The organism is Leptotrichia wadei (genome assembly GCF_007990545.2).
In the GTDB taxonomy this organism is placed as follows: Bacteria; Fusobacteriota; Fusobacteriia; order Fusobacteriales; family Leptotrichiaceae; genus Leptotrichia; species Leptotrichia wadei.
The window spans coordinates 1,892,848-1,915,090 of record NZ_AP019829.2; the positions used below are offsets into that span (position 1 = coordinate 1,892,848).

At 28.5% G+C, this 22,243-nt stretch carries 21 protein-coding genes; 8 read left to right on the forward strand and 13 right to left on the reverse strand.

Features of this window, described 5'->3' with window-relative positions:
* Positions 1–25 precede the first annotated feature (25 nt).
* From FVE73_RS08660 to FVE73_RS08695, 8 genes are all read left to right on the forward strand, one after another.
* Positions 26–1,243: an AAA family ATPase gene (locus FVE73_RS08660; protein ID WP_018499692.1), complete on the forward strand. Its 1,218-nt coding sequence runs from the start codon at positions 26–28 to the stop codon at positions 1,241–1,243.
* Positions 1,227–1,838 (forward strand): retron system putative HNH endonuclease, encoded by a 612-nt coding sequence (locus FVE73_RS08665; protein ID WP_018499693.1) that lies wholly within the window; start codon positions 1,227–1,229, stop codon positions 1,836–1,838. Before FVE73_RS08660 ends, FVE73_RS08665 begins: the two co-directional genes overlap by 17 nt.
* A gap of 21 nt (positions 1,839–1,859) precedes the next feature.
* Positions 1,860–2,354: a hypothetical protein gene (locus FVE73_RS08670; RefSeq protein ID WP_018499694.1), complete on the forward strand. Its 495-nt coding sequence runs from the start codon at positions 1,860–1,862 to the stop codon at positions 2,352–2,354.
* Between the two features lie 57 nt (positions 2,355–2,411).
* Positions 2,412–3,863, forward strand: coding sequence for a cysteine--tRNA ligase (cysS, locus tag FVE73_RS08675; protein WP_018499695.1), 1,452 nt, complete (start codon positions 2,412–2,414; stop codon positions 3,861–3,863).
* 54 nt (positions 3,864–3,917) lie between these two features.
* On the forward strand, positions 3,918–5,123 hold the full coding sequence (gene coaBC, locus FVE73_RS08680; protein WP_018499696.1) for a bifunctional phosphopantothenoylcysteine decarboxylase/phosphopantothenate--cysteine ligase CoaBC: 1,206 nt from the start codon (positions 3,918–3,920) through the stop codon (positions 5,121–5,123).
* A gap of 68 nt (positions 5,124–5,191) precedes the next feature.
* Complete coding sequence (locus FVE73_RS08685; protein ID WP_018499697.1) at positions 5,192–5,425, forward strand: DUF7336 domain-containing protein; 234 nt, start codon at positions 5,192–5,194, stop codon at positions 5,423–5,425.
* 12 nt (positions 5,426–5,437) lie between these two features.
* Positions 5,438–5,908: a hypothetical protein gene (locus FVE73_RS08690; RefSeq protein WP_018499698.1), complete on the forward strand. Its 471-nt coding sequence runs from the start codon at positions 5,438–5,440 to the stop codon at positions 5,906–5,908.
* A gap of 38 nt (positions 5,909–5,946) precedes the next feature.
* Positions 5,947–6,912, forward strand: coding sequence for a M23 family metallopeptidase (locus FVE73_RS08695; RefSeq protein WP_018499699.1), 966 nt, complete (start codon positions 5,947–5,949; stop codon positions 6,910–6,912).
* Positions 6,913–6,960: 48 nt separating this feature from the next.
* Here the strand turns inward: FVE73_RS08695 and aroC are convergent, their stop codons facing one another.
* The 13 genes from aroC to FVE73_RS08760 form a co-directional block, all read right to left on the reverse strand.
* Positions 6,961–8,058: a chorismate synthase gene (gene aroC, locus FVE73_RS08700; RefSeq protein ID WP_018499700.1), complete on the reverse strand. Its 1,098-nt coding sequence runs from the start codon at positions 8,056–8,058 to the stop codon at positions 6,961–6,963.
* 174 nt (positions 8,059–8,232) lie between these two features.
* On the reverse strand, positions 8,233–10,185 hold the full coding sequence (locus tag FVE73_RS08705) for a peptidase (protein WP_018499701.1): 1,953 nt from the start codon (positions 10,183–10,185) through the stop codon (positions 8,233–8,235).
* A gap of 30 nt (positions 10,186–10,215) precedes the next feature.
* Positions 10,216–11,511 (reverse strand): 3-phosphoshikimate 1-carboxyvinyltransferase, encoded by a 1,296-nt coding sequence (aroA, locus tag FVE73_RS08710; RefSeq protein ID WP_018499702.1) that lies wholly within the window; start codon positions 11,509–11,511, stop codon positions 10,216–10,218.
* A gap of 85 nt (positions 11,512–11,596) precedes the next feature.
* On the reverse strand, positions 11,597–13,585 hold the full coding sequence (locus FVE73_RS08715; RefSeq protein WP_018499703.1) for a UvrD-helicase domain-containing protein: 1,989 nt from the start codon (positions 13,583–13,585) through the stop codon (positions 11,597–11,599).
* Entirely contained in the window at positions 13,567–15,588 is a 2,022-nt protein-coding gene (locus tag FVE73_RS08720; protein WP_018499704.1) for an AAA family ATPase, read from the reverse strand. Before FVE73_RS08720 ends, FVE73_RS08715 begins: the two co-directional genes overlap by 19 nt.
* Positions 15,589–15,700: 112 nt before the next feature.
* On the reverse strand, positions 15,701–16,792 hold the full coding sequence (gene aroB / locus FVE73_RS08725) for a 3-dehydroquinate synthase (RefSeq protein ID WP_018499705.1): 1,092 nt from the start codon (positions 16,790–16,792) through the stop codon (positions 15,701–15,703).
* A 465-nt stretch (positions 16,793–17,257) separates the two neighbouring features.
* Positions 17,258–17,809, reverse strand: coding sequence for a DUF2262 domain-containing protein (locus tag FVE73_RS08730; RefSeq protein WP_018499706.1), 552 nt, complete (start codon positions 17,807–17,809; stop codon positions 17,258–17,260).
* Positions 17,810–17,847: 38 nt separating this feature from the next.
* Positions 17,848–18,447 (reverse strand): GNAT family N-acetyltransferase, encoded by a 600-nt coding sequence (locus tag FVE73_RS08735; RefSeq protein ID WP_018499707.1) that lies wholly within the window; start codon positions 18,445–18,447, stop codon positions 17,848–17,850.
* A gap of 25 nt (positions 18,448–18,472) precedes the next feature.
* Positions 18,473–19,363 carry a prephenate dehydrogenase gene (locus FVE73_RS08740; protein ID WP_018499708.1) on the reverse strand — a complete coding sequence of 297 codons (891 nt, stop codon included), beginning with the start codon at positions 19,361–19,363 and terminating at the stop codon, positions 18,473–18,475.
* Between the two features lie 56 nt (positions 19,364–19,419).
* A complete protein-coding gene (gene aroF / locus FVE73_RS08745; protein ID WP_018499709.1) occupies positions 19,420–20,445 on the reverse strand; it encodes a 3-deoxy-7-phosphoheptulonate synthase in 1,026 nt (341 codons plus the stop codon).
* Between the two features lie 151 nt (positions 20,446–20,596).
* Positions 20,597–20,917 carry a putative heavy metal-binding protein gene (locus FVE73_RS08750; RefSeq protein WP_018499710.1) on the reverse strand — a complete coding sequence of 107 codons (321 nt, stop codon included), beginning with the start codon at positions 20,915–20,917 and terminating at the stop codon, positions 20,597–20,599.
* A 595-nt stretch (positions 20,918–21,512) separates the two neighbouring features.
* Entirely contained in the window at positions 21,513–21,719 is a 207-nt protein-coding gene (locus FVE73_RS08755; RefSeq protein WP_018499711.1) for a hypothetical protein, read from the reverse strand.
* A 100-nt stretch (positions 21,720–21,819) separates the two neighbouring features.
* Positions 21,820–22,059 (reverse strand): type B 50S ribosomal protein L31, encoded by a 240-nt coding sequence (locus tag FVE73_RS08760; RefSeq protein WP_018499712.1) that lies wholly within the window; start codon positions 22,057–22,059, stop codon positions 21,820–21,822.
* Between the last annotated feature and the right edge of the window lie 184 nt (positions 22,060–22,243).

Genomic DNA, 22,243 nt, shown 5'->3' on the forward strand with positions numbered 1-22,243 from the left:
TTGATTTAAAGGAGAATAAAAATTTATGAAAATCAAAAATCTTCATATAAAAGAATTTAAAGGATTGAGAGATATATCTATAAATTTTGAAAAAAATGATGAGCCGTTAGATTTAGTAGTTTTAGCAGGTTCAAATGGAAGTGGAAAAACTAGAATATTAGAAAGTATATTGGATTATTTTAATATTATTCTAGTAGTTCCTGAAGAAGCTCAAAATAAAATAGAATTATTTTTTGAATCAATGGAAGAAAAATGCATAGATAAATTAGGACATGAATTAAGTTTTATGTATTGTTTAAAATTCGGATCTAAAGAAAAAAAAATTAGTGTAGGAAGTGTAGGAGCAAGATATTTAGACATAAAAAAAGAACTAAATATTCTTCCTAAAATAATTTATGCTCCAGCAGAAATGAATTTTAAAAAAATGGATATGGCTTCAACCACTTTGATTCAAGAATACAATTTTATTAATATTGTAAATACAAATTTAGTTAAAGATATTCCTTCTTATATAGCTACAAAAATAATTTCAGCAATATTTAAAAATAAAAATGAAAAGGTTGGAGATGTACAAAAAAAAGTTTTTGATGAAATAAATGAAATATTTGAAATTTTAGATATTGATGTGAAAATTGAGGATATTTCACAAGATGGTAGAAATATACCAATTTTTACAAATTCAGCAGGAGATAAATTTGATATAAATGAATTATCTTCTGGGGAAAAGCAGTTATTTTTACGAACATTAGCGATAAAAATGCTGAATCCTGAAAATTCTATTATTTTGATTGACGAGCCAGAACTTTCGTTGCATCCGAAATGGCAGCAAAGAATTGTCGATGTTTATAGAAAAATTGGAAAAAACAATCAGATTATTATTGCGACACATTCTCCACATATTTTAGGGAGTGTAAGAAAAGAAAATATTATGTTGCTGGATAAAAATGATGAAGGGAAAATTGTGATTAAAACTGGGGATGAGTTCTATGATTCTTATGGACAGCCAACAGAGAGAATATTAGAAGATATAATGGGGCTTAAAACAACTAGAAATCAGGAAATATTTGATAAATTGGAAAAAATTAGAGAAATGGTTAATGAGGATAAGTATGAAACTGATGATTTTAAAAAAGAATATGGTGATTTAAAGGAAATATTGGGGACAATGGATGAGGATATTATGCTTATAAATGCGGAAATTCAAATCAGAAGGAAAGGATTGAAGAATGTTAAAAATAAATAAAACTTCAGAGCCAAACTTTTTGAAAGAATTTAAGAAAAAAGAAAAACCAAAAAATTGGAAAGATTTTGATTTTGAAATAAAAAAAGAATTAAAAAATTATATGTTAGAAAATGAGCAGAAAATCGGAAATAATAGTTATTGTCCTTATTGTGAAAGAAAAATAATTGCAAGTAAAAATAGTCAGATAGAACATATTAAACCTAAAGATAGATTTCCAGAATTATTTTTGGATTATAAAAATTTTATTACAGGATGTCTTAATATTGAGAGTTGTGGCTCAAAGAAAAGCAACAAATGGAGTGATTTGTTTATAAATCCAGTAATTGACAATCCAGAGAAATATTTTTCATATAACAGAATGACGGGAGAAATAATTCCAAGAAAAGATATTTCAGAAAAAGAATTGGAAAAAGTTGAGTACACGATTAAAATATTGAATTTGAATGGTGATAAAAGATTGTTAAAGGGAAGAAAAAGTGTAATAAAAATAATTGAAAATTATCAAAAAACTTACGATGATGAAATATTGAGAGAAATATCTGAAGATTTTGATTTTCCAACATTGAGAAATTTTTTAGTTGAGAGTTTTAAATAATGTAAAAATCGAGGTTTAATTATGGGAAAAATAACTATTATATTTTTATTATTTGGAATATTGCTTTTTTCAGAAAATTATCCAAAAGAAAAAATAATACGAATTATCGAAAAAAATGAAAAATATGAATGTGTTCCTGATAAAAAAGTAAGGAAAATTGGATGGGAATTAAATGGACAGTCTTTTATTGGGCATTTGGATGAGAATGGGGAACGATATGGGGAGTTTAGGGAAATAGATGACGATACTCTTAGAGAATGCTATTTAGAAGATGGATACATTAATTATTATAAAAATCGATATTTTTATAAGGAAAATAAAAAAATATCGTTAATTGTCAGTTATGGTGAGAAAAAAGATAATATTCAATTAATATTAAAAAATGTAAAAGGTATAAGAAGAGCATATTTTTTTGAGCGAAAAGGTAAGAAATATAAAAGGAAAAATTTGATAATGACATTTGATCCAGCTATTATTTTTTATCCTAGTGATTTAATAAAAGAAAAATCGGAATAACTAAAATTAAATGAACCAAAATAAATTAAAAGTTTTCAAAAGCAGGGAGAATAAAAAATGAAACTTTACAACACAATGACAAATAAAATTGAAGAATTTAAGACAATAGAAGAAAATAAGGTAAAAATGTATGTTTGCGGGCCTACTGTCTATAATTACATACATTTGGGGAATGCACGTCCGATTGTGGTTTTTGATATGTTGGCACGATATTTTAAATATAAAGGGATGGAAGTTGATTATGTGCAGAATTTTACGGATGTGGATGATAAGATTATAAACAAATCAATTGAAGAAGGAATTTCTGCAAGTGAAGTTTCAGAAAAATATATAAAGTGTTTTTTTGAAGATATTAACAGGCTGAATATTCTTGATAGTGTGAAAAGACCTAAGGTTACTGAGAATATGGAGAAAATTATTGAGATTATTCAAAAATTGATTGATAATGGGTTTGCTTATGAGAAAGATGGGGATGTTTATTTTGAGGTGAAAAAGTATAAGGATTATGGGAAATTGTCGAATCAGAAAATTGAGGAGCTGGAACTTGGGGCTAGAATTGACGTGTCAGAAATAAAGAAAAATCCGATGGATTTTGCACTTTGGAAAAAGAAAAAAGACGGAGAGCCATTTTGGGTGTCGCCTTGGGGTGAAGGACGTCCTGGGTGGCATATAGAATGTAGTGCGATGGCAAAGAAATATCTTGGGGACACGTTTGATATTCACGGTGGTGGACAGGATTTGGTTTTTCCACATCATGAAAATGAGATTGCCCAAAGCAAGTGCGCTTATCACGGAAATTTTGCAAATTACTGGCTTCATAACGGATTTATTCAGATAAATGGCGACAAGATGTCAAAATCACTAGGAAATTTCTTTTTGCTTCGTGAAATACTTGAAAAATTTTCTGGGAATGTAGTAAGGCTTTTTATTCTAAGCACGCATTATAGAAAGCCGATTAACTTTTCATTCGAGAATATGGAAGATACAAAAAAGGCATTGCAAAATATTGTGAAATCAATGAATAAATTTGAAGGCATTGTTGAAAAATATAAGAATGAAAAAACAGCAGATATTAAGAATTTGGATTTTTCTCAAAAAATTGATGAATTTGATAAGAAATTTGAAGATGCGATGGATGAGGATATGAATACGCCACAGGCATTGGCGACTATTTTTGATCAGATTAGAGAAACGAATAAATTTATTTCTGTAAATAAAGATGAACTTTCTACAATTTATGCTGAAATAGAAAAATCTTATGAATCTTTAAAAAGAAAAATAGGAAATGTTTTTGGAATAGAAATTGAAATGGAAAATTCTGCAAAGGAAGAAGATGGAGAAAATATGGAATTGACTAAAAAACTGATTGAATTGCTGATAAAATTACGAAGTGAGGCAAGAAGCGAGAAAAATTTCAAATTATCTGATGAAATTCGGGATGAATTGAAGGTACTTGGAATAGAAATTAAGGATAATCGGGATGGAACGACAGATTATGACTTTATGTAATTTGAGATTAAATTTGAATAGAATCTGAAAAATTTTGGAAAAATGAGGAAAAATATGAAAAATATTTTAATAGGAGTTACAGGTGGAATTGCAGCATATAAGTCAGCTGGGATTGTGTCGCTTTTGAAAAAGAAGGGATATAATGCGAAAGTTGTGATGACTGAAAATGCTACAAAAATCATTGGACCTTTGACTCTTGAAACTTTATCAAGAAATAGGATTTATGTGGATATGTGGGACAGTAATCCACATTATGAGGTGGAGCATATTTCACTTGCGGATTGGGCGGATATAGTTTTGATTGCACCTGCGACTTACAATATAATTGGAAAAGTTGCAAACGGGATTGCAGATGATATGCTTACGACAATTCTTGCTGCTGTTTCGGTAAGAAAGCCAGTATTTTTTGCTTTGGCAATGAATGTGAATATGTATGAAAATCCGATTTTAAAAGAAAATATTAATAAACTCTCATCTTTTGGGTATAGGTTTATTGATGCAGAAGAAGGATTGCTTGCCTGCAATTATAGTGCGAAGGGTAGAATGAGCGAGCCAGAAGATATTGTCGATGAAATAGAAAGATATAGCATTTTTTCAAAAATAGAAAATTTTGATACTGTGCTAAAAGGCAAAAAAATTCTTATAACAAGTGGAAGAACAAAGGAAAATATTGATCCAATCAGATATTTGTCAAATAATTCAAGTGGAAAAATGGGGTATTCACTTGCTCAAGCGGCTGTTGATTTGGGAGCAGAAGTAACTTTAATTAGCGGGCCTACGGACTTGAAAATTCCAAATGGGCTTGAAAACTTTATTTCTGTGGAATCGACGTTGGAAATGTATGAAAAAGTGGATGAATATTTTAAAAATACTGATATTTTCATAGCTTGTGCGGCAGTTGCTGATTACAGGCCAAAGGAATACAAAAAGGAAAAAATAAAGAAATCCGATTCAGATTTGGTTATGGAATTGGTTAGAAATCCTGATATTTTATTAGAGATGAGCAAAAAGAAGGAAAAACAGCTATTGGTTGGATTTGCCGCAGAAACTAATGAGATAAGGGAAAATGCATTAAAGAAACTGGAAAAGAAAAATTTGGATATTATAGTGGCAAATAATGCGTCTGTAATGGGCAGCGATGAAAATGTGATTGAGATTATTAAAAAAGATAGGACTTCGGTGGAAATTAGTCAGAAAAGTAAGATTGAGTTGGCTTATGATATTTTGAATGAAGTTATTTTTGAGTTGAAAAAGAGATAAAGTTTTTTGAAATTATGGATGTGTAGATTTTTATAAGTTCATTGATTTTGTAAAAGGGAGAATAAATTATGAAATCTGAAAAACAAAAGATAAAAAAAGTGTACATGTTGTATCATAGAGATGAAAAGGATGACGATAAATTAATAGGATTTTTTTCAACAAAGGAAAAGGCATTGGAAATTGTTGGTAAATGGAAAGAAATGAAAGGTTTTAGGGATTTTCCTGAAGGATTTAAAATTAGAACCATGATAATTGGGAAAGATTACTATACAAAAGGGTTTAAATCTAAAAGCCTTAAATAATTAGGAGAAACGATGGAAATATGGATTTTATCACATGGATATGATTATGGAGATGTCTATGATAAATATAAGTGGAATGACGAAGCAAGGTTTTTAGGTGCCTATTATACGAAGGAAGAAGGATTGAAGGCACTGGAAAAATATAAAAAAATCAAAGGATTTTGTTCACATTTGGATGGGTTCTGGCTAGAAAAATGTCGTTTGGATAAATATGCTGGATGGGAAGGCGGTTATGTTACTTATTATAAAGAAGATGAGGTAAAAATTGATAATTCAAAAAATCAAAAATTATATGTACTTTCTCATTTTTATTATACTGGTAAAGATAAAATAAAAGAAAAACATCGAATTTTATCAGTATGTTTGTCAAAATTAGAAGCTAGGAAGAAAATAAAGGAATATCAGAAAATAGAAGGATTTTCTTCACATATTTCTAATTTTTACATTGAAGAATATATTTTGGATGAAGAAAAAAACAAATAAAAGAAGGAGAGGCTATACAAATTTAGCAAATTAATGTTATGGATAATGAAAAGAAAAATATAAATAAAGTTTTGAATGAAAAAAAAGAAAATTTAGAAAAGAGAAATTCAAAATCTAGAAAAAAAACAGGAATAATTTTGGGAATAACAGCTTTATTGATTTTAGGAATTATAATTTTGGGGATGATATTTGGTAGAAAAAATATTAATTTTAGAAATATTGCAACTGAAGATGAAGATGACAAAATTTTTAGAATTAATCCAGTAAAAAATCCACAAGTTACGTATTACAATTTTCGTGGAGAAGTTTATCCTGATTGGGCTAAATTTGGGCTTACTCGAAGTAATGGGGCAAGAGGACATCAAGGAATTGATATTTTTGCATTACCAGGAACGGATGTTTATGCGGTGCTGGATGGAAAAATTGTGGATATGTATGTGGATAAAACAGGGTATGGATTAAATTTTTATTTGGAAGTTGATCCAAAGGAGCTTGAGAAAATAAAAAGAAAAAATTATAAGCCTAAAGAAAGTGCAAGAGAATGGGCATACAGCCCAAATTATGATCCAAATACAATGCAGATAAAATATATTAGATACTGCCATTTAAGCGAAGTAAACGTAAAAATTGGAGATACGGTAAAAGCTGGACAAGTAATTGCTAAAACAGGAACAACTGGAAATGCAAGTGGTACTCACGCTCCTCATCTCCATTTTGAAATAGCTTTTGAAATGCGTGGAAAAGGGCTTACAAACAGAGTCGATCCAGAAATGTACTTTAAAATAAAAAATGGAAATCAGATGTCAAAACATGAAATAAAGATTCAAACTGAAGCAGCTAGAACAGAATGGTTTGAACCAAAAGGGTATGATATTGGATTTAGAAATAAAAGTATATTTTTAGAAAAAAAAGATGATTTACATAAAAAAGAAAAAATAATAAATAATACTAAAAATACCAAAAATTTTAAAAAAGCGAATTTAAAAAAAGTGGGAAAAAAATAAAATAAAAAGCAAGGGACATTCAAATCTCTTGCTTATTTATTTTTTTCTTTACAATGAACGTTTCTTAGCTTCCAAAACCCTATCCAAAATTACAATTGCCGTAGCCGCCTCCAACACTGGCACTGCTCTCGGCACTATTATTGGATCATGTCTTCCATGAACTTCCAAAATATCATTTTTCTTAATTTCAAGATTCACAGTTTTTTGCGCTTTTTCAATCGAAGCCGTCGGTTTTATCGCCACTTTAAATGAAATTGGCATTCCAGTAGTTATTCCGCCTATAATTCCACCATTGTTATTTGTAAATGATTTTATTTCTCCATTTTCATCAAAATACATCTCATCATTAGCTTCATATCCTGTCATTTCTGTAATTCCAAATCCTGCCCCAAACTCTATTCCTTTTGTAGCCGGCACCGAGAAAATCATTCTCGAAAGCTCACTTTCCATGGATTCAAAATATGGATCTCCTATTCCCGCAGGAAGTCCTGTAACCATAAGTTCCACAATTCCACCAAGCGAATTCTTTTCTTCCCTAGTTTTTTCCACAGCCTTTTCAATTTTTTCCACAACTTCCTCATTCAAGACAGGTAAAGTCATATTTCTGAGTTTATTAATATTTTCTTCTGTAATATCGCTTTCCACAAAATCTCTATCTTCAATATCCTTTACTGATTTGATATGTGCTGCAATTAAAATCCCCTGTTCCTTCAAAATCTGTTTTGCAATTGCTCCAGCAAATACCAATGAAGCCGTTATTCGTCCTGAAAAATGTCCACTTCCACGAATATCATTAAATCCGTTATATCTGTTAAATCCACTCCAGTCTGCATGTCCTGGTCTTGGCTTTCTTTTTAATTCACTGTAATCCTTTGAACGCTGATTTGAATTTCTAATAATCATCGCAAGTGGCGTTCCAGTAGTTTTTCCATCAAAAAATCCGCTTAAAATCTCAAATTCATCCTTTTCCACTCTAGGTGTTGTCAATTTTGATCTTCCAGGTGCTCTTCTTCTCATTTCCTGCGAGATAAATTCCAAATCTAGTTCCGTTCCTGCTGGAATTCCGTCAATATTTACGCCCAACGCATTTCCATGCGATTCCCCAAAAATTGAAATTTTATAGTTTTTCCCAAAATTTGCTGCCATTTTCTCACTCCTTCTATTTTATGAAAATTATAACAAAAAATAATTTTTATCTTTTATCAATTTTTCTTTATATATTTTTAAAAAATTCCACAATACTTTAAAAATTTAATTTTTTACTTTATACCCTTTTTTAACAATGTTAATTTCTATTTACAACTTTTAAAATTAAAAATTCTATTTTTCAGCCTTTACTAAATCTTTATAATTTTTAACTTTTGTTTTTTCTTCTTTTGAAAGTAAATTATATAATTTACGAATCATTTCTAAATATGATTTTTTCGTATATTTTTCGCCAGTTCTCTTATTCAATACTATTTTTTCAGCGTTCGGAATATCACTTATCAATTTACTCACAATAATATAAGGCTTCCAATCTTCTGTGTAAATATCACTTTTTCCATTAGGCGTATACTGAGCTGTGTTCAATCCAGCAGTTCCTGAACCCTTTTTAATTTTTCCATCTTTATCACGACCAAGCCATTTATTTTTTAACTGTTCCACTTTTCCACGAGCTTGAGCAGTTTCCCGTCTTTGCTCAAATAGCCACTCAAAAGGATAATCAATTTGATACCCGTATTTCCAAGTCGACATGTGCGATCCCTTGCTAAATTCTCCCCAGTTAATTCCAGTACCTGGTTTTGTATTATCACGAGTTGTCATTTTTCTATCAATTTTATTTTGTTCTTCAACAGAAAGATAGGGATCCCATTCATCATGAGCAATTTCAACTCCTGCAGCCTTAAAATATTCCTGAATCGTTTTCCACAAACTTGTTGCCATCAAATCATCCGCAGCTGTATGAACAAGTACATTATCGTCTGAAATCATGTAATACCAGTTCTGATAGTTCTTTTTATCAAGTCCGAATCCATTAAAGCTGATTGGGTCATTTTCTGGTGAACGTGCCGGTGTACCATTATTCTGAAATTCTTTATTATAATTATTAGACCACTGAGAGCCTAAAATTGCCACTCCCGCAAAAAAATTATCTCTTTGTGCCGCCATATCTAAAAGAAGCATGCCTCCCATAGATTGCCCAGTCCCATAAATACGGCTTTCATTAATATATCCTTTATATTCCTTCAAAACGGAATCCAAAAGTTCCCAAATTGCTGGATTTTCTTCGCTCGAAGAAACAACATCATTAGTAGAACGACGATTTTCTTCAACTTGTGGAACAATGATTATTGCTGGATGTTTCTCTTGAAGTTCTTTACTTGCCATTTTTGCCGCCGCTTTTGAAGAAGTTAGCGAAGCCATTGGATCAGTATCATTTGCTCCTGCGTGTTCCATATGAAGAACAACTGAAATATTTCCTTTATTTTTTTCTAAAATTTCTTTATTTGGAACATAAATTGCATAAGGTAACTCAAAATTCTCATATTTTCCAGTATATTCACTATATGCTTTAGTCACTTTAAATCCTCCATTTTCAATATAATGTATTTTCCAGCCACTACTCTTATCAAATTCTGGTAAAATAATTTTATTTTTATCTGTTGTAATTACTGTTTTTGTAACAGTTTCTTCAGATTGTCTTGTCTGTTTTTCTTCTGATAAAGTATAATTTGAAATTTCTTTTGTTCCTGCATCAATTTTCTCATTTTTCCCAGTAATTTCCCCTATCTGTTTTACACCGGCCATCATTGTACTCGTATAGGATAAATTCTGTCCCATAAGCATATATGCTGTATTCACTTCAATAACAACATATTTTCCTTCTTTAGTACCTCCATTTTTAGAAATTTCCGGCTTATTATTAACATAAACTCTCGTTATTTGTCCTTCATTTCCTTTCGTACCATCTCTATCAATTTCCACAGTTTTCTCAAAGCCATCTTTTTTCTCACTGTAAATCGCATAATCTATAATCTCATAATCACTTTTATCCACAGAATCTGCCTTAATATTCTGATTATATTCAACAATAATTGCCGAAGTTTTCGCACCTTCCAAATCTACAAATCCATAAGATTTAACATTAACAATTGCATTATCAGCTAAAATTGATTTTGATATTTTACTTTTATTCATAGTTTTTGCAACAGAAATAGTACTAAATGCCATTCCTGCTAAAAATAACACCATCATTTCAAAATATAGTTTCTTTTTACAATTTAATTTCATAAAGTTTTCCTTCATTTTTTATTCCCAATTCTACTTTTCAATAATCTCAATCTCTCCACCCATTTTCACAAAATCATCCCAGAAATGCGGATAAGATTTTCTCACACTTTCAGCTTCTTCCAAAATGATCTCTTTTTCACATCGAGACGATGCAACTGCCAAAGACATTGCAATTCTATGATCATTCCAAGCACTCACCGTAACTCCGCCTGCAAATCCCTCTACACCTTGAATAATTAAACTGTCCCCTTCCTCAGCCACATTCGCTCCAAGTTTATTCAGTTCAGTCTTTATTGAAGTAATTCTATCCGACTCCTTAATTCTAAGTCTTTCTCCATTAATAATCCGAGTCTCTCCTTCACTCAATGCAGCAAGTACAGTCAAAATCGGTGCAATATCAGGACATTGCGAAATATCAATCACAGTACCTTTTGTCTTAGATGGCTTCACAATTACATAATCTTCAAAAATCTCAAGATTTGCCCCCATTCGAGTAACAATCTCAATGATTTCCCTATCTCCTTGCAACGAGTTCTTATTCACATGCAAGCATTTCATTTCATTATCACGATTTGCCGAAATTATTCCAGCTACAATCCAGAACGCCACTTGCGAATAATCCCCCTCAACAGTATAATCAAACGGCCTATAAATCTGATTTCCCCTTATATCAAAACTCTTATAGTCATTGTTCACAATCTCAATTCCAGCCAGTTCCAATATTTCCAATGTCAAATCAATATATCCCTTAGACTCCAAATTCTTATTAATAGTCAGCTTTGAATCCCCATCCAATAGTGGTAAGGCATACAAAAGTCCCGTAATAAACTGTGAACTTATATTCCCGTCAATTTCATAATTCCCTGCCTTCAATTTTCCATTTACTGTAAGTGGCAATTTCCCATTCTCATTTTTATAAAAAATTCCCTGCTTATCAAAAATCTTATAATATGAATCAAGCGGTCTATCCACCAGTTTCCCTTTTCCGTCGAAAATCAGTTCATTTTCATCTGTAATCCCAATCGGTATCAAAAACCTGATTGTAGATCCCGACTCATTACATTGTACATATTTATCTTTTGGAACAACTTTTCCGCCATTTCCGATAATTTCAAGAGAACTTTCCTCTCGATTGATTTTAGCTCCCCAGTTTTCCATAATATCCGTTGTTGTTGTAATATCCACCGAGAACTTCAAATTATCAATCTTTGACTTCTTCCCGCCTTCAGCTAATGCAGCCGCAATTACCGCCCTGTGTGAATAACTTTTAGATGGCGGAATTTCTATTGTACCGTTTAATATACTTGGTTTTATCGCTATTTTCATAAATTATTTTTCTCCTTTTTTTATTTTAATTAATTATATAGACTCTATAATCCGCTTTTTTTACGAATTAAATATTTTAAATTTATCATATGTTATTTATTAACTCATCTCCATTAATAACATTTTCTTCTCCAAATAACTCTTTTGCATTACTTATTATTTTTTCTTTATTAATTTTTTGATTATTTATTTGAATAAATACAATTAAATTTTCTTTTGCTCTTGTACAACATACATAAAATAACTTTTTTGTTCTATTAAAAATATCTTTCTTCGTTTTATCTAAAATATTATTCTCATCAAATATATTTTCTAACAGTAAATTGAAATTATATTTACTCCATTTCCCATTGTCTAGAATAACAAGAACATTATCAAATTCACTTCCTTTTACGCTATGCTGCGTTGAATAAGGAAAATACTCTTTCTGATACTCAATAGATTTTACATACTCAGAAAAAGAAATATCCTTTATTCTATTCCATAAATACCATCCTTTATTTTCAATAAATTCAATATATCTTTCATCATTTTTTATATTTAAAATATTATTAGCTTTATCTATTATCTGATAAATTTTATCATTTTGAGACTTCATTAATTCAATTAATTCATTCATTTCTTTTCTTATCTTTATTTTGTCTTCATAACTGGATATTTTTATTTTTAATTTTTTAAACAATTCAACATATTTATTTTCATTATACAAATTTATTGATTCATATATCAAATCTAACTTTTGTAAAATTTTATCTCTATTTGAAGTCGATTCATATTTTTCAGTAAGTCCATTAAATTTATAACCTAATAATGAGTCTTTATTTATAAAACTATTTTTTATCTTCCCCCATTCTATATCTTTTATTTTCTCAATTTCTTTTTTTGACTTCATATCTACTTGTTCCAAAATATTCTTTTTTATTTTTCCTTTTCCTGAAAATATTGGAAATTTCTCTATAATATAACCAAAATTATTAATATCTTCATCTTCAGAAATTTTTTTCTCTTTTAATTTAGATATTAATTTACTATAAATGAAATCATTAGTATATAGATTGTATAGTTCTTTAAATCCAGAATTTTCAGCATTCAATTTATGCGTTAATCTTAATTCTTTAGTGTTTAAGGTATTTTTAAAATCCCAATCATTAAAAATATATGTTTTTTTTAATTCTTCAAGAATATTATTATTGCTGTATATAAATTTAACATTTCCTTCTTTTATTTTACCAGTTTTTTCATCTATATTAGTTTCTTTCGTATTCTTTGAAGGGATTTGTTTAATTCCATCATCTCTTAATTTATTTGTTAATTCTATTACTTTTAGTGAACTTCTTCTATTCTGTATTTTATTAATTCGTTTTAGACTATCATCTTTTATATTTCCTATACCTGAATCATATATAGATTGCATAGAATCACCAAAAAAACCTATAATATTTTCTTTTTTACTATTATTTATATGATTTAAAAATATATTTGCTACTTCTTCACTTGTGTCTTGATATTCATCTATAAAAATAAAATTAGCATTATCTTTTAAAATATCACATAATTTAGAATATTTTTCAAACATCTTTTCCGCTATTAATAAAACCTCATCATGTCCTATTTTGCTATCCTCTTCTGATTTCAAACTATAATATTCATCATATACAATTTCTGAATTTAAGAAATATTCTAAATTTATTTTCATCTTATTTTTTTCCAGGTTATCTTTTGGTAAAGTAAATTTTTTATATTTTTCTTCTTCACTATAAATTAGTTCTATTATTGTTTCTTTCAATTCCTTTTGATATTTTTTTATTATTTTCCATAAGAACTCATGAATTGTAGAAACAAATAGTTTATCATTAGAAATTCTTGATTTTATTTCAGCAACAGCATTATTTGTATATGTTATACAAACTATTGATTTATTAGGATACATTCTCCCAATTTCTTGAATTAGTGAAATAAGTGAATATGTTTTTCCACTACCTGCTCCTCCTGTTAATATAAAATTCTGTTTATTTTCTATATATTGCAACATTTCTTTTACTTCATCTTCTATTTCTAATCTTCTTTCAACCATTCTAATCCCTCTTTTATATATTTCGGTATTTTCCAATTACTGTAATTTTCATCGCTACATAACAGAATTTCTATTGCAAAACTAGATTTTTTATCTATGCATTCTTGAGCCAAGTTATAAAAATCTATTTTTTCTTCATTTAATTTTTTTTTGTTTTTTAAACCTTCTGAAAATTCACCTTTATTTTCTTTTATAAAATCATAATTTATACTTATAAATGCATCTTCAAAACTCCTAGCTTGATAATTTTTTTCCTTGACTTGATATACAATCATTATTTCACTATCACCACATTTTACTATTTTTTCTTTTTTAGTTAGAGTTAATATTTTTTTAAATTCATTCTGTCCTTTTTTAAATTTCAATTTTTCTTCTAAATATACTTTTATAGAAGAATTTGTACTTTCTGTTGCCTCTACTGGATTACATTTTTTATTCTCTTTAGCAGCATCTATATCTGTTATAATTAATACTTTTATATTTAAAAATTCTATAAAATTCTTAAATTTTTGAGTATAATTTCCAACTTCTATAACTGAAATATTTTGAGATAACAATGGTAAAAATTTCTTTGTTTTATCTTCTAAATCAATTTTTTTCATCATATATGGAAGCAATATTCTTTCTGTAGTTCCTTCAATAAAAATAACTTTTTCAGAAAAAAATAACTCTGCACTATTTAATGTTAGATATTGTTTTAAAAATTTATACGCTTTTTCATCATTTTTATAATTTTCCTTCAAAATTTCTATATTTTTACTTTCTACTCCTTCGTTATTTTTTACAAAATATCTTATATCATTAAAATTACATTCTGAAACTATATGTGATGAATGAGTTGTTATCAATGTTTGTAATTTAATACTGCTCTCTCTATAACTGTCTATTAATTTTTTTATGTTACGAATAAAAATATATTGTAATTGAGGATGAGTGTGTGCTTCAGGTTCTTCAATGTACAAAATATTTATATCTGAAACATTATTAGTAAAATCATTTACAATGTTTTCTATTTCAAATATCATTCCTATTAAATTTAAATATCCTAATCCATTATGATTTTCAGGAAGTTTCATTTTATTGTAATTAAAATACAACCTACTACTACTTTTAAACAATTCTTTTTCTTGTATTTGTGAATTTATATTAATATTTATTTCATTACGATTTCCACTAAATTCTCTTATTTTTCTTGTTATTCCAGAAAATACTCCTACTTGACTTTGGCTTCTCCCATTATATAAAATATTTAATTTTTTATCAGTATCTTCAATTGCTTGTCTTAAATCATCAAATTCTTTGTCATTTTTAGTTTTAGAAATATCAAAATATTTTTCGGATAATTTAGATAACGAATTTTCATTTTCTTTATTTGATACTTCTCTATTTGCTTTTATTCCATTAAAACTAATAACCCTCTTTATTTGATTTAAATTTGATATTTCTAATATTTCATTTTCCAAATAACTATTTGTACTTTTATTATATTTTAAAGCATACATTTCAAGATTGAAATATTTTTCAGAATTTTTTCTCATAAATTTTGTAAAATTATTTTTATCTCTTTTATTTTTTTTATTGAATTCTATCAATAATTCTCTCAAATTATCTTCTTTACAGTTATAATTGAATTCTATAATAATATAGTTATTATCTTCATCTAAATCCATCATAAAATCTTGAATATTCCCATAAAAATCTTCTTTTGTATATTCTATAAATAATGTTAATCTTATTCCGTATTCATTAATTTTTCTATTTTCTTCTAGTACTTGAAAATCTCTAGTAGTAATCTTTTCATAAATTTTATTTTGAAACTCTATGTTAAAATCGTCCCATTTGAAATTTTTCTTTCCTTGATTTAATAATTTATCCATTATTGTTAACACTGATGTCTTACCAGTATTATTTTTACCTATAATCAATGTGGTATTATCCTTTAAATCTAATTTGAAATCTTTCAAAATTCTATAATTTTTAACTTCTATTTTTTTTAATTTCATAATCTTTTCCCCTTAATTATTAAGATAATTATACCGTATTTTCAAATAAACAATAATAATTTTAAATATATTTTTTCTCTTATCATTCAAATATATTATTAAAAATCAAAATTTACTCAAAAATCTCCTTTTCTCCAATCTTCATAATCTTAACTTCCCCAATCTCTTTCAAAATCACAAAATTAATTCCATCACTTGTACTTTTCTTATCTCTTTTCATAATTTCAGAAATCTTGTCTTTCGGATATTCAATCTCAGTCGGTAAATTCAATGCCTTCAACAATTTCTCAATTTTTAAAAATTCATCTTTTTTAGTAAAACCTTTTTTCTCCCCAATTTTTGTAATATCTACCATTCCAGCAGAAATTGCTTCTCCATGTGAGTATTTCTCATAATTTGTAAACTGCTCTATTGCATGTCCGATAGTATGTCCAAAATTCAATATCATTCTCAAATTACTTTCCTTCTCGTCTTTTTCCACAACTTCCTTCTTTATCTCACAAGAACGGTAAACAAGCTCATTCACATACTTCATCAGATGTTCACGCAATTTCTGTTTATAATTTTCATCATCATAAGAACCATCTACTGTTCCCACAATTTCCACAAGTCTGTCGAAAAACTTCTTATCATAAATACATCCATATTTCACAATTTCCGCAAATCCGTCATAAAAATATCTGTCCGTCAATGTATTCAGAAAATAATTGTCAATTAAAACAAGTTTCGGCTGATGAAATGCCCCAACAAGATTTTTTCCCTCAGGCAAGTCAACACCGACTTTTCCTCCAACACTGCTGTCAACCTGTGAAACAATTGTCGTTGGTATCTGTATAAATCCAATTCCACGCATATAACTAGCTGCCGCAAATCCAGCAATATCTCCAACAACCCCGCCACCAAATGCAACAACCATATCCTTTCTCGTAAGTCCAGCCTTCACCATCCCCGAATAAATCGCAGGCATTATACCAATATGCTTATTTTTCTCCCCCGCTTCCAGCACATAAATCGTATAGTCAAACCCTTTAAACATTTTCTCATATTCATTTTTATAAATCTTATCCACATTAGAATCTGTAATCACAAATAATTTTTTTCCGCCATAAACATTCCCAATATATTCAGGAAATTTCTCAAAAAAATTCTCTCCAATCAAAATATCATAAGAATTTTTCCCCAATCCGACATTCAATATTTCCATAATTTTCTCCATCCTCTCTTACAATAAATAATTTATATTTAACACCCATTTGAATAACGAATTTATTACAAACTTTTCCAAAAAAGTATAAAAAACTAGTATTTTCAAATAATTAAGATATAATTTTCACTTTTTAAACAGAATCTAGTATCAACTAATCTATTTTTCTATGCTGACAAAACTGTTTGAGCATAGTGAGTTTTTTTGTTAGGGCAGAAAAATTTCATAGACTAGCCATAGGTATTGCGTAGCAATCTTGCCACAATTTAATTATCAAGACAAGAATTTGTGGCAATGAGCAATCCGCAAAATAAAAAAGAAAAAACATAGTAATATAAAAAAATTATTATTAATTAAAATAAACAAATAAATTTTTAAACTAAGTTATATGTATATTAAAATATAGCAAAACCACTAAATTCAAAATTTAAAATGATTTTACTATAAATAAAATTTTATTTAAAACTATCCCATTATATCCCCTTCAGAAAATTCCCCATTAATATTTGCAAGAACATTTATTATATGTCCTGAAAATATCATATCGTTATCTGAAAGATAAATACTGAAATTCCCATCTCCATAAATAGTCAGTCTTTCCACAGACATTATTTTTTCCATTGTTTCTTGTGTTATTTCACTATCTCTCAATTTTTCAGCACTTTCTTCTGATAACACTTGTTTCATATCTTCAACAAATTCATCAATTTCATCGTCTTCATAATAATCTTCCACATCAAACCAGTCGTTTGCTAATTCCAGCATTACTTCTGCCGAATTTTTTATAATTTTTTCATTCCAGCCATTCACATCTGACAGAATTTCCTTTAAAGTTTTAATTCTGTCTTCCATTTTTTCCTTATCAGTCTTTTCCTCATCCTTCTCATTTAACAGCTGATAATCAGATATATCAAAATACACGTCTATTTTTTTATTATTTACCCAGTTAACCTCTGTTTCAAATCCATCGACACATTCAATTTCACCTAATAATTCATCTTTTATAACTTCTGCCATTTTACCCTCCATTAAGTTTTTTGTTTGTCAAAAACGTTTTACAAATTATATCTTTTTTCAAGTTCTCTTTTTATATAAACCGACTGAAACTCTTCCTTTAACATATCCATTATAATAACATCATAAGTTTTTCCCATAATTTCAACTGCTTTCCGTAACCTTCCTACTTCCTTAAATCCAATATTTTTATACAAATTATAGGCTGGTTCATTATATTCAAATACATTTAGCGATATATTTCTCAAATTTAAAAATGAGAACCCATAATCAAGTATTAATTTCAGAGCTTCTGTTCCATAACCTTTTCGCTGATGTTTAGGATTTCCTATTAAAACTCCCAATACACCATTTCTATTTACCATATCTAATGAATTAAATCCAATATTTCCCAAAAGTTCATCATTTTCAAGTAGTCTAACAGCAAACATTTTTTCTTTTTTTATTGACGTTAAAAATTCCTTTTCACTTTCAAAATCTGTAATATTTGTATAAGAAACAGAGCCTAGACCAACTGAAACTTTTATATCATTAACCATCTCAGTATACTCTTCAATATCATCAAGAGAAATTGGTGAAAAATAAATATTATCTCCAACTAGTGTTTTTAAATACTTTTTCTTTTCAGAATTATTTTCCATTTCATCCCTCCCAAATTAATTTCTCTTAATCTATTTTCTCCCTACGTTTCGTAGAAATTATAAATTTCTCTTTTAATGTCCCCAAATCATTATTATTCAAGGCATCTTTAATTACATCCAATTCCTTTTCAAACTGCTGTATCATTTTCAAAAGATTTTTTTTATTTCCCATAAACAGCTCTGCCCACAAATCTTCATTTATTTTCGCAATTCTCGTCAAATCCCGATAAGAATCCCCAATAAAACGATTCGTATCATACTTTTCACTATCGCTATTTACAAGTGAAACGGCAATTGCATGGGTAAGCTGGCTCGTAAAAGCAATAATTTCATCGTGTTCCTGTGCTGTAAGAAAACTGACTTTCTTAAAGCCCATGAGCTTAACAATTTCTGACAGCAATTCTAGATTTTCTTTTTTATTTTTTTCATCCTTAATAATTATATAATTTGCATCTTTAAACACTCTATTGTCTGCAAAATCAATCCCACGTTTCTCACGTCCCGCCATAGGATGTCCAAAAATAAAGTCAATATTTTTCCCATTCTTTTTATTACTTTCCTCAATAATCGGATCAATATCTCCAATAATTTTCTCCTTAATACCCACAACATCAGTAATTATGGCATTTTCCTTAAAATAATTAATATTATTCACAAAAAACGATTTCATTAAGTTTGGATAAAGAGTAATTACCACAAAATCCGACGTTTCCAAAGGCTCCCTAGTTTCTAGAAATCCTTTATTTATCATATTTTTCTCTTCTGCCTTCTTTATCGTTTCCTCATCAATATCAATCCCATAAACAGTCTTAATACCAATTTCCTTAAAACTCTGTGCAAAAGCCGCTCCAATCACTCCAAGCCCAACAATTGTTACTGTCAAATCTTCTATTCTTTTCAAATTATTTTTCATCATAATCTTATCTCATTTCACAATTTTACTTTTAAATTATAATATTATTTGAAATAAAACTATTTTACTTTAAAAGTTTTTCCCAACACATTTGCAATTTTTTCCACATCTTGCATCAAATCTTCGAATACATTAAATTTCAATGATTGAGGTCCATCTGACAATGCCTTGTCTGGTTCAGGATGCACTTCTACCATAAGCCCATCTGCTCCTGCCGCCACTCCTGCCATTGCAAGCGGTTTTACCATCCAGTATTTTCCAGTCGCATGAGCTGAATCTACAATTATTGGTAAATGTGTCAATTTTTTAATCATTGGCACTGCATTTAAATCAAGTACATTTCTATAAGCTGTTTCGTAAGTTCTGATTCCTCTTTCACAAAGAACTACATTTTCATTTCCGCCAGCTAAAATATATTCTGCCGACATAAGCCATTCTTCTATTGTCGCACTAAGTCCTCTTTTTAAAAGCACTGGAATATTTGTCTTTCCAACTTCTTTTAACAAGTCAAAGTTTTGCATATTTCTTGCTCCAAGCTGAATCATATCAACGTGTGGACCAAATTCGTGAAGTTGAGAAATTGACATAATTTCACATATTATTGGAAGCCCTGTTTCTTCTTTTGCCTTTTCCATAAGTTTAATACCTTCCATCCCAAGTCCTTGGAATGCATAAGGAGATGTTCTAGGTTTCACTACTCCTCCTCTTAAAATAGTTGCTCCTGCGGCTTTAACAGCTTTTGCAGTATCAATAATTTGTTTTTCATTTTCCACTGAGCAAGGCCCCGCCATCATCACAAGATTACTTCCTCCAATTTCCACATCCCCTACTTTTACAATCGTATCTTCTGGTTTGAATTTTCTGCTTGCTCTTTTATAAGGTTCTTGAACTCTTTGAACATCTAATACATAGTCAAGCGATTGAATATGTTTAATATCAATTGTACTAATATCTCCAACTAATCCTAAAATAGAGTAATCTTTTCCAGCAATTAATTTTACACTTACGTTATTTTCTGTTTCCAATCTATTTATCATTTTCTCCAAAATTTTTTCATCAATTCCACCGTCTACTTTAATAATCATCATTTTTTCTCCTATTCTTTCTCTTTATATTTAAAATTCAATTAATTCAGCATTTTTTTTGCAATGAATTTGTACCGTTATTACTACAAACATTATTATTAGGTTTTTAAAATCCTTACTTTTAAAATTTCATATTTTTATATTTTACAAATTAATCTACAATTACAGCTGTACCGCTGCAAGTTACCATAAGCATTCCATTATCCGCTCCCAAAACTTCATAATCCATTTTTACTCCAATAACAGCATTTGCACCCATAGCCGCCGCTCTGCTCTCCATTTCCTCCAAAGCATTCGTTCTAGCAGCCAAAAGCTCATTTTCATAACCTTTAGATCTTCCTCCAAATATGTTTCTCAAATTTGCTCCCAAATCCTTAAACATATTAACTCCCGAAATAACTTCTCCAAAGACAATTCCCTTGTATTCCACAACTTTTTTATCCTGGACTTCATTCGTAGTTGTAATAACCATCCTTACCTACCTCATTTCTTTAATTTTTTTATAAAAAAAACTCTCTTAAAATAACTTTAGGAGAGGATAAAATTAAATATCTATATATCAATACTTATTTACACATTTTACAATGCTCTAATAGTTCATTTGCTACAGCTAAAATTTACGCCAACTAAATTAATTTATAAAATACTCTAAACAATTATCCTATTTTAAACTCCACATCCATCAATTATAATTGAATTAATCTAAAAAATTATTCAATTTTATAATTTTAAATATACAACATTAAATATTTTTCAAAATTAATTACCCGTAAATTCCCGCTTTTTTTACATTTTTCTTCTAAGCTTCAACACTACATTTTTTCTAAACTACTAAATTATCTTCTATTCTTCTATAAATTTAAATTTCTTCTACCCTACTATCCTACTAAATTATTTTCCCAAATCCTTTAAAATCAAACTATAAATGTTAATTAAAAAAAATTATCCATTACTCTTCGATTCAATTTCAAAATGATTTATTATATAATAACAAATATTAAATGTATTGTCAACTATTAAAATTTAATAAAATAAAAAATACTAATAAGTAAATTATATTAGTATTCTCAATTTCCCATATAATGATGTCTGCCACAAGGCATATTATCATTTGAATAATAATGATAACGATGATGATAACTTCTATTTTCACAATATCCGCCTTCACAATTATAATATCGTCCATTATCATGATTATGATAATACTTTTTTGAAGCAGAACAACCTATTATGCCTATAACTGCCAAAAGTAAAAAAATTAGTTTTTTTACCATTTTATCTCATCTCCTCTAAAATTACCAAAATTATGAACATTTTTTATCTATAAAAATAAAAACAGAGAATGAATTATCCCTGTTTCCAATATCTTCAAAATTATAAGTTGTATTTTTTCTTAAATTTGTCAACTCTTCCAGTTTCATCAACAAATTTAGATTTTCCAGTATAGAATGGGTGAGAAGTTGAACTTGTTGCAACTTTTATTACTGGATATTCCTTTCCTTCAAAAGTTGTTGTTTCTTTAGAAGTTTTAGTTGATTTTCCTAAGAATTTTTCTCCGTTACTTGTATCTTCAAATACTACAAATCCGTATGATGGATGTAAATCTTTTTTCATAATTGCCTATGCTCCTTTCTATTTATAACTATGTTTATTTTCAATATTTCATATAATAATACCATATTTTTCTTTAATTTTCAAGTCTCGATATTGTAAAAATTTAGAGGAAATATTAAAATTCTATTTTTCTATATTTTAAAAACATTCAATCACATCTTCAAGCATTTATATTACATTTTTT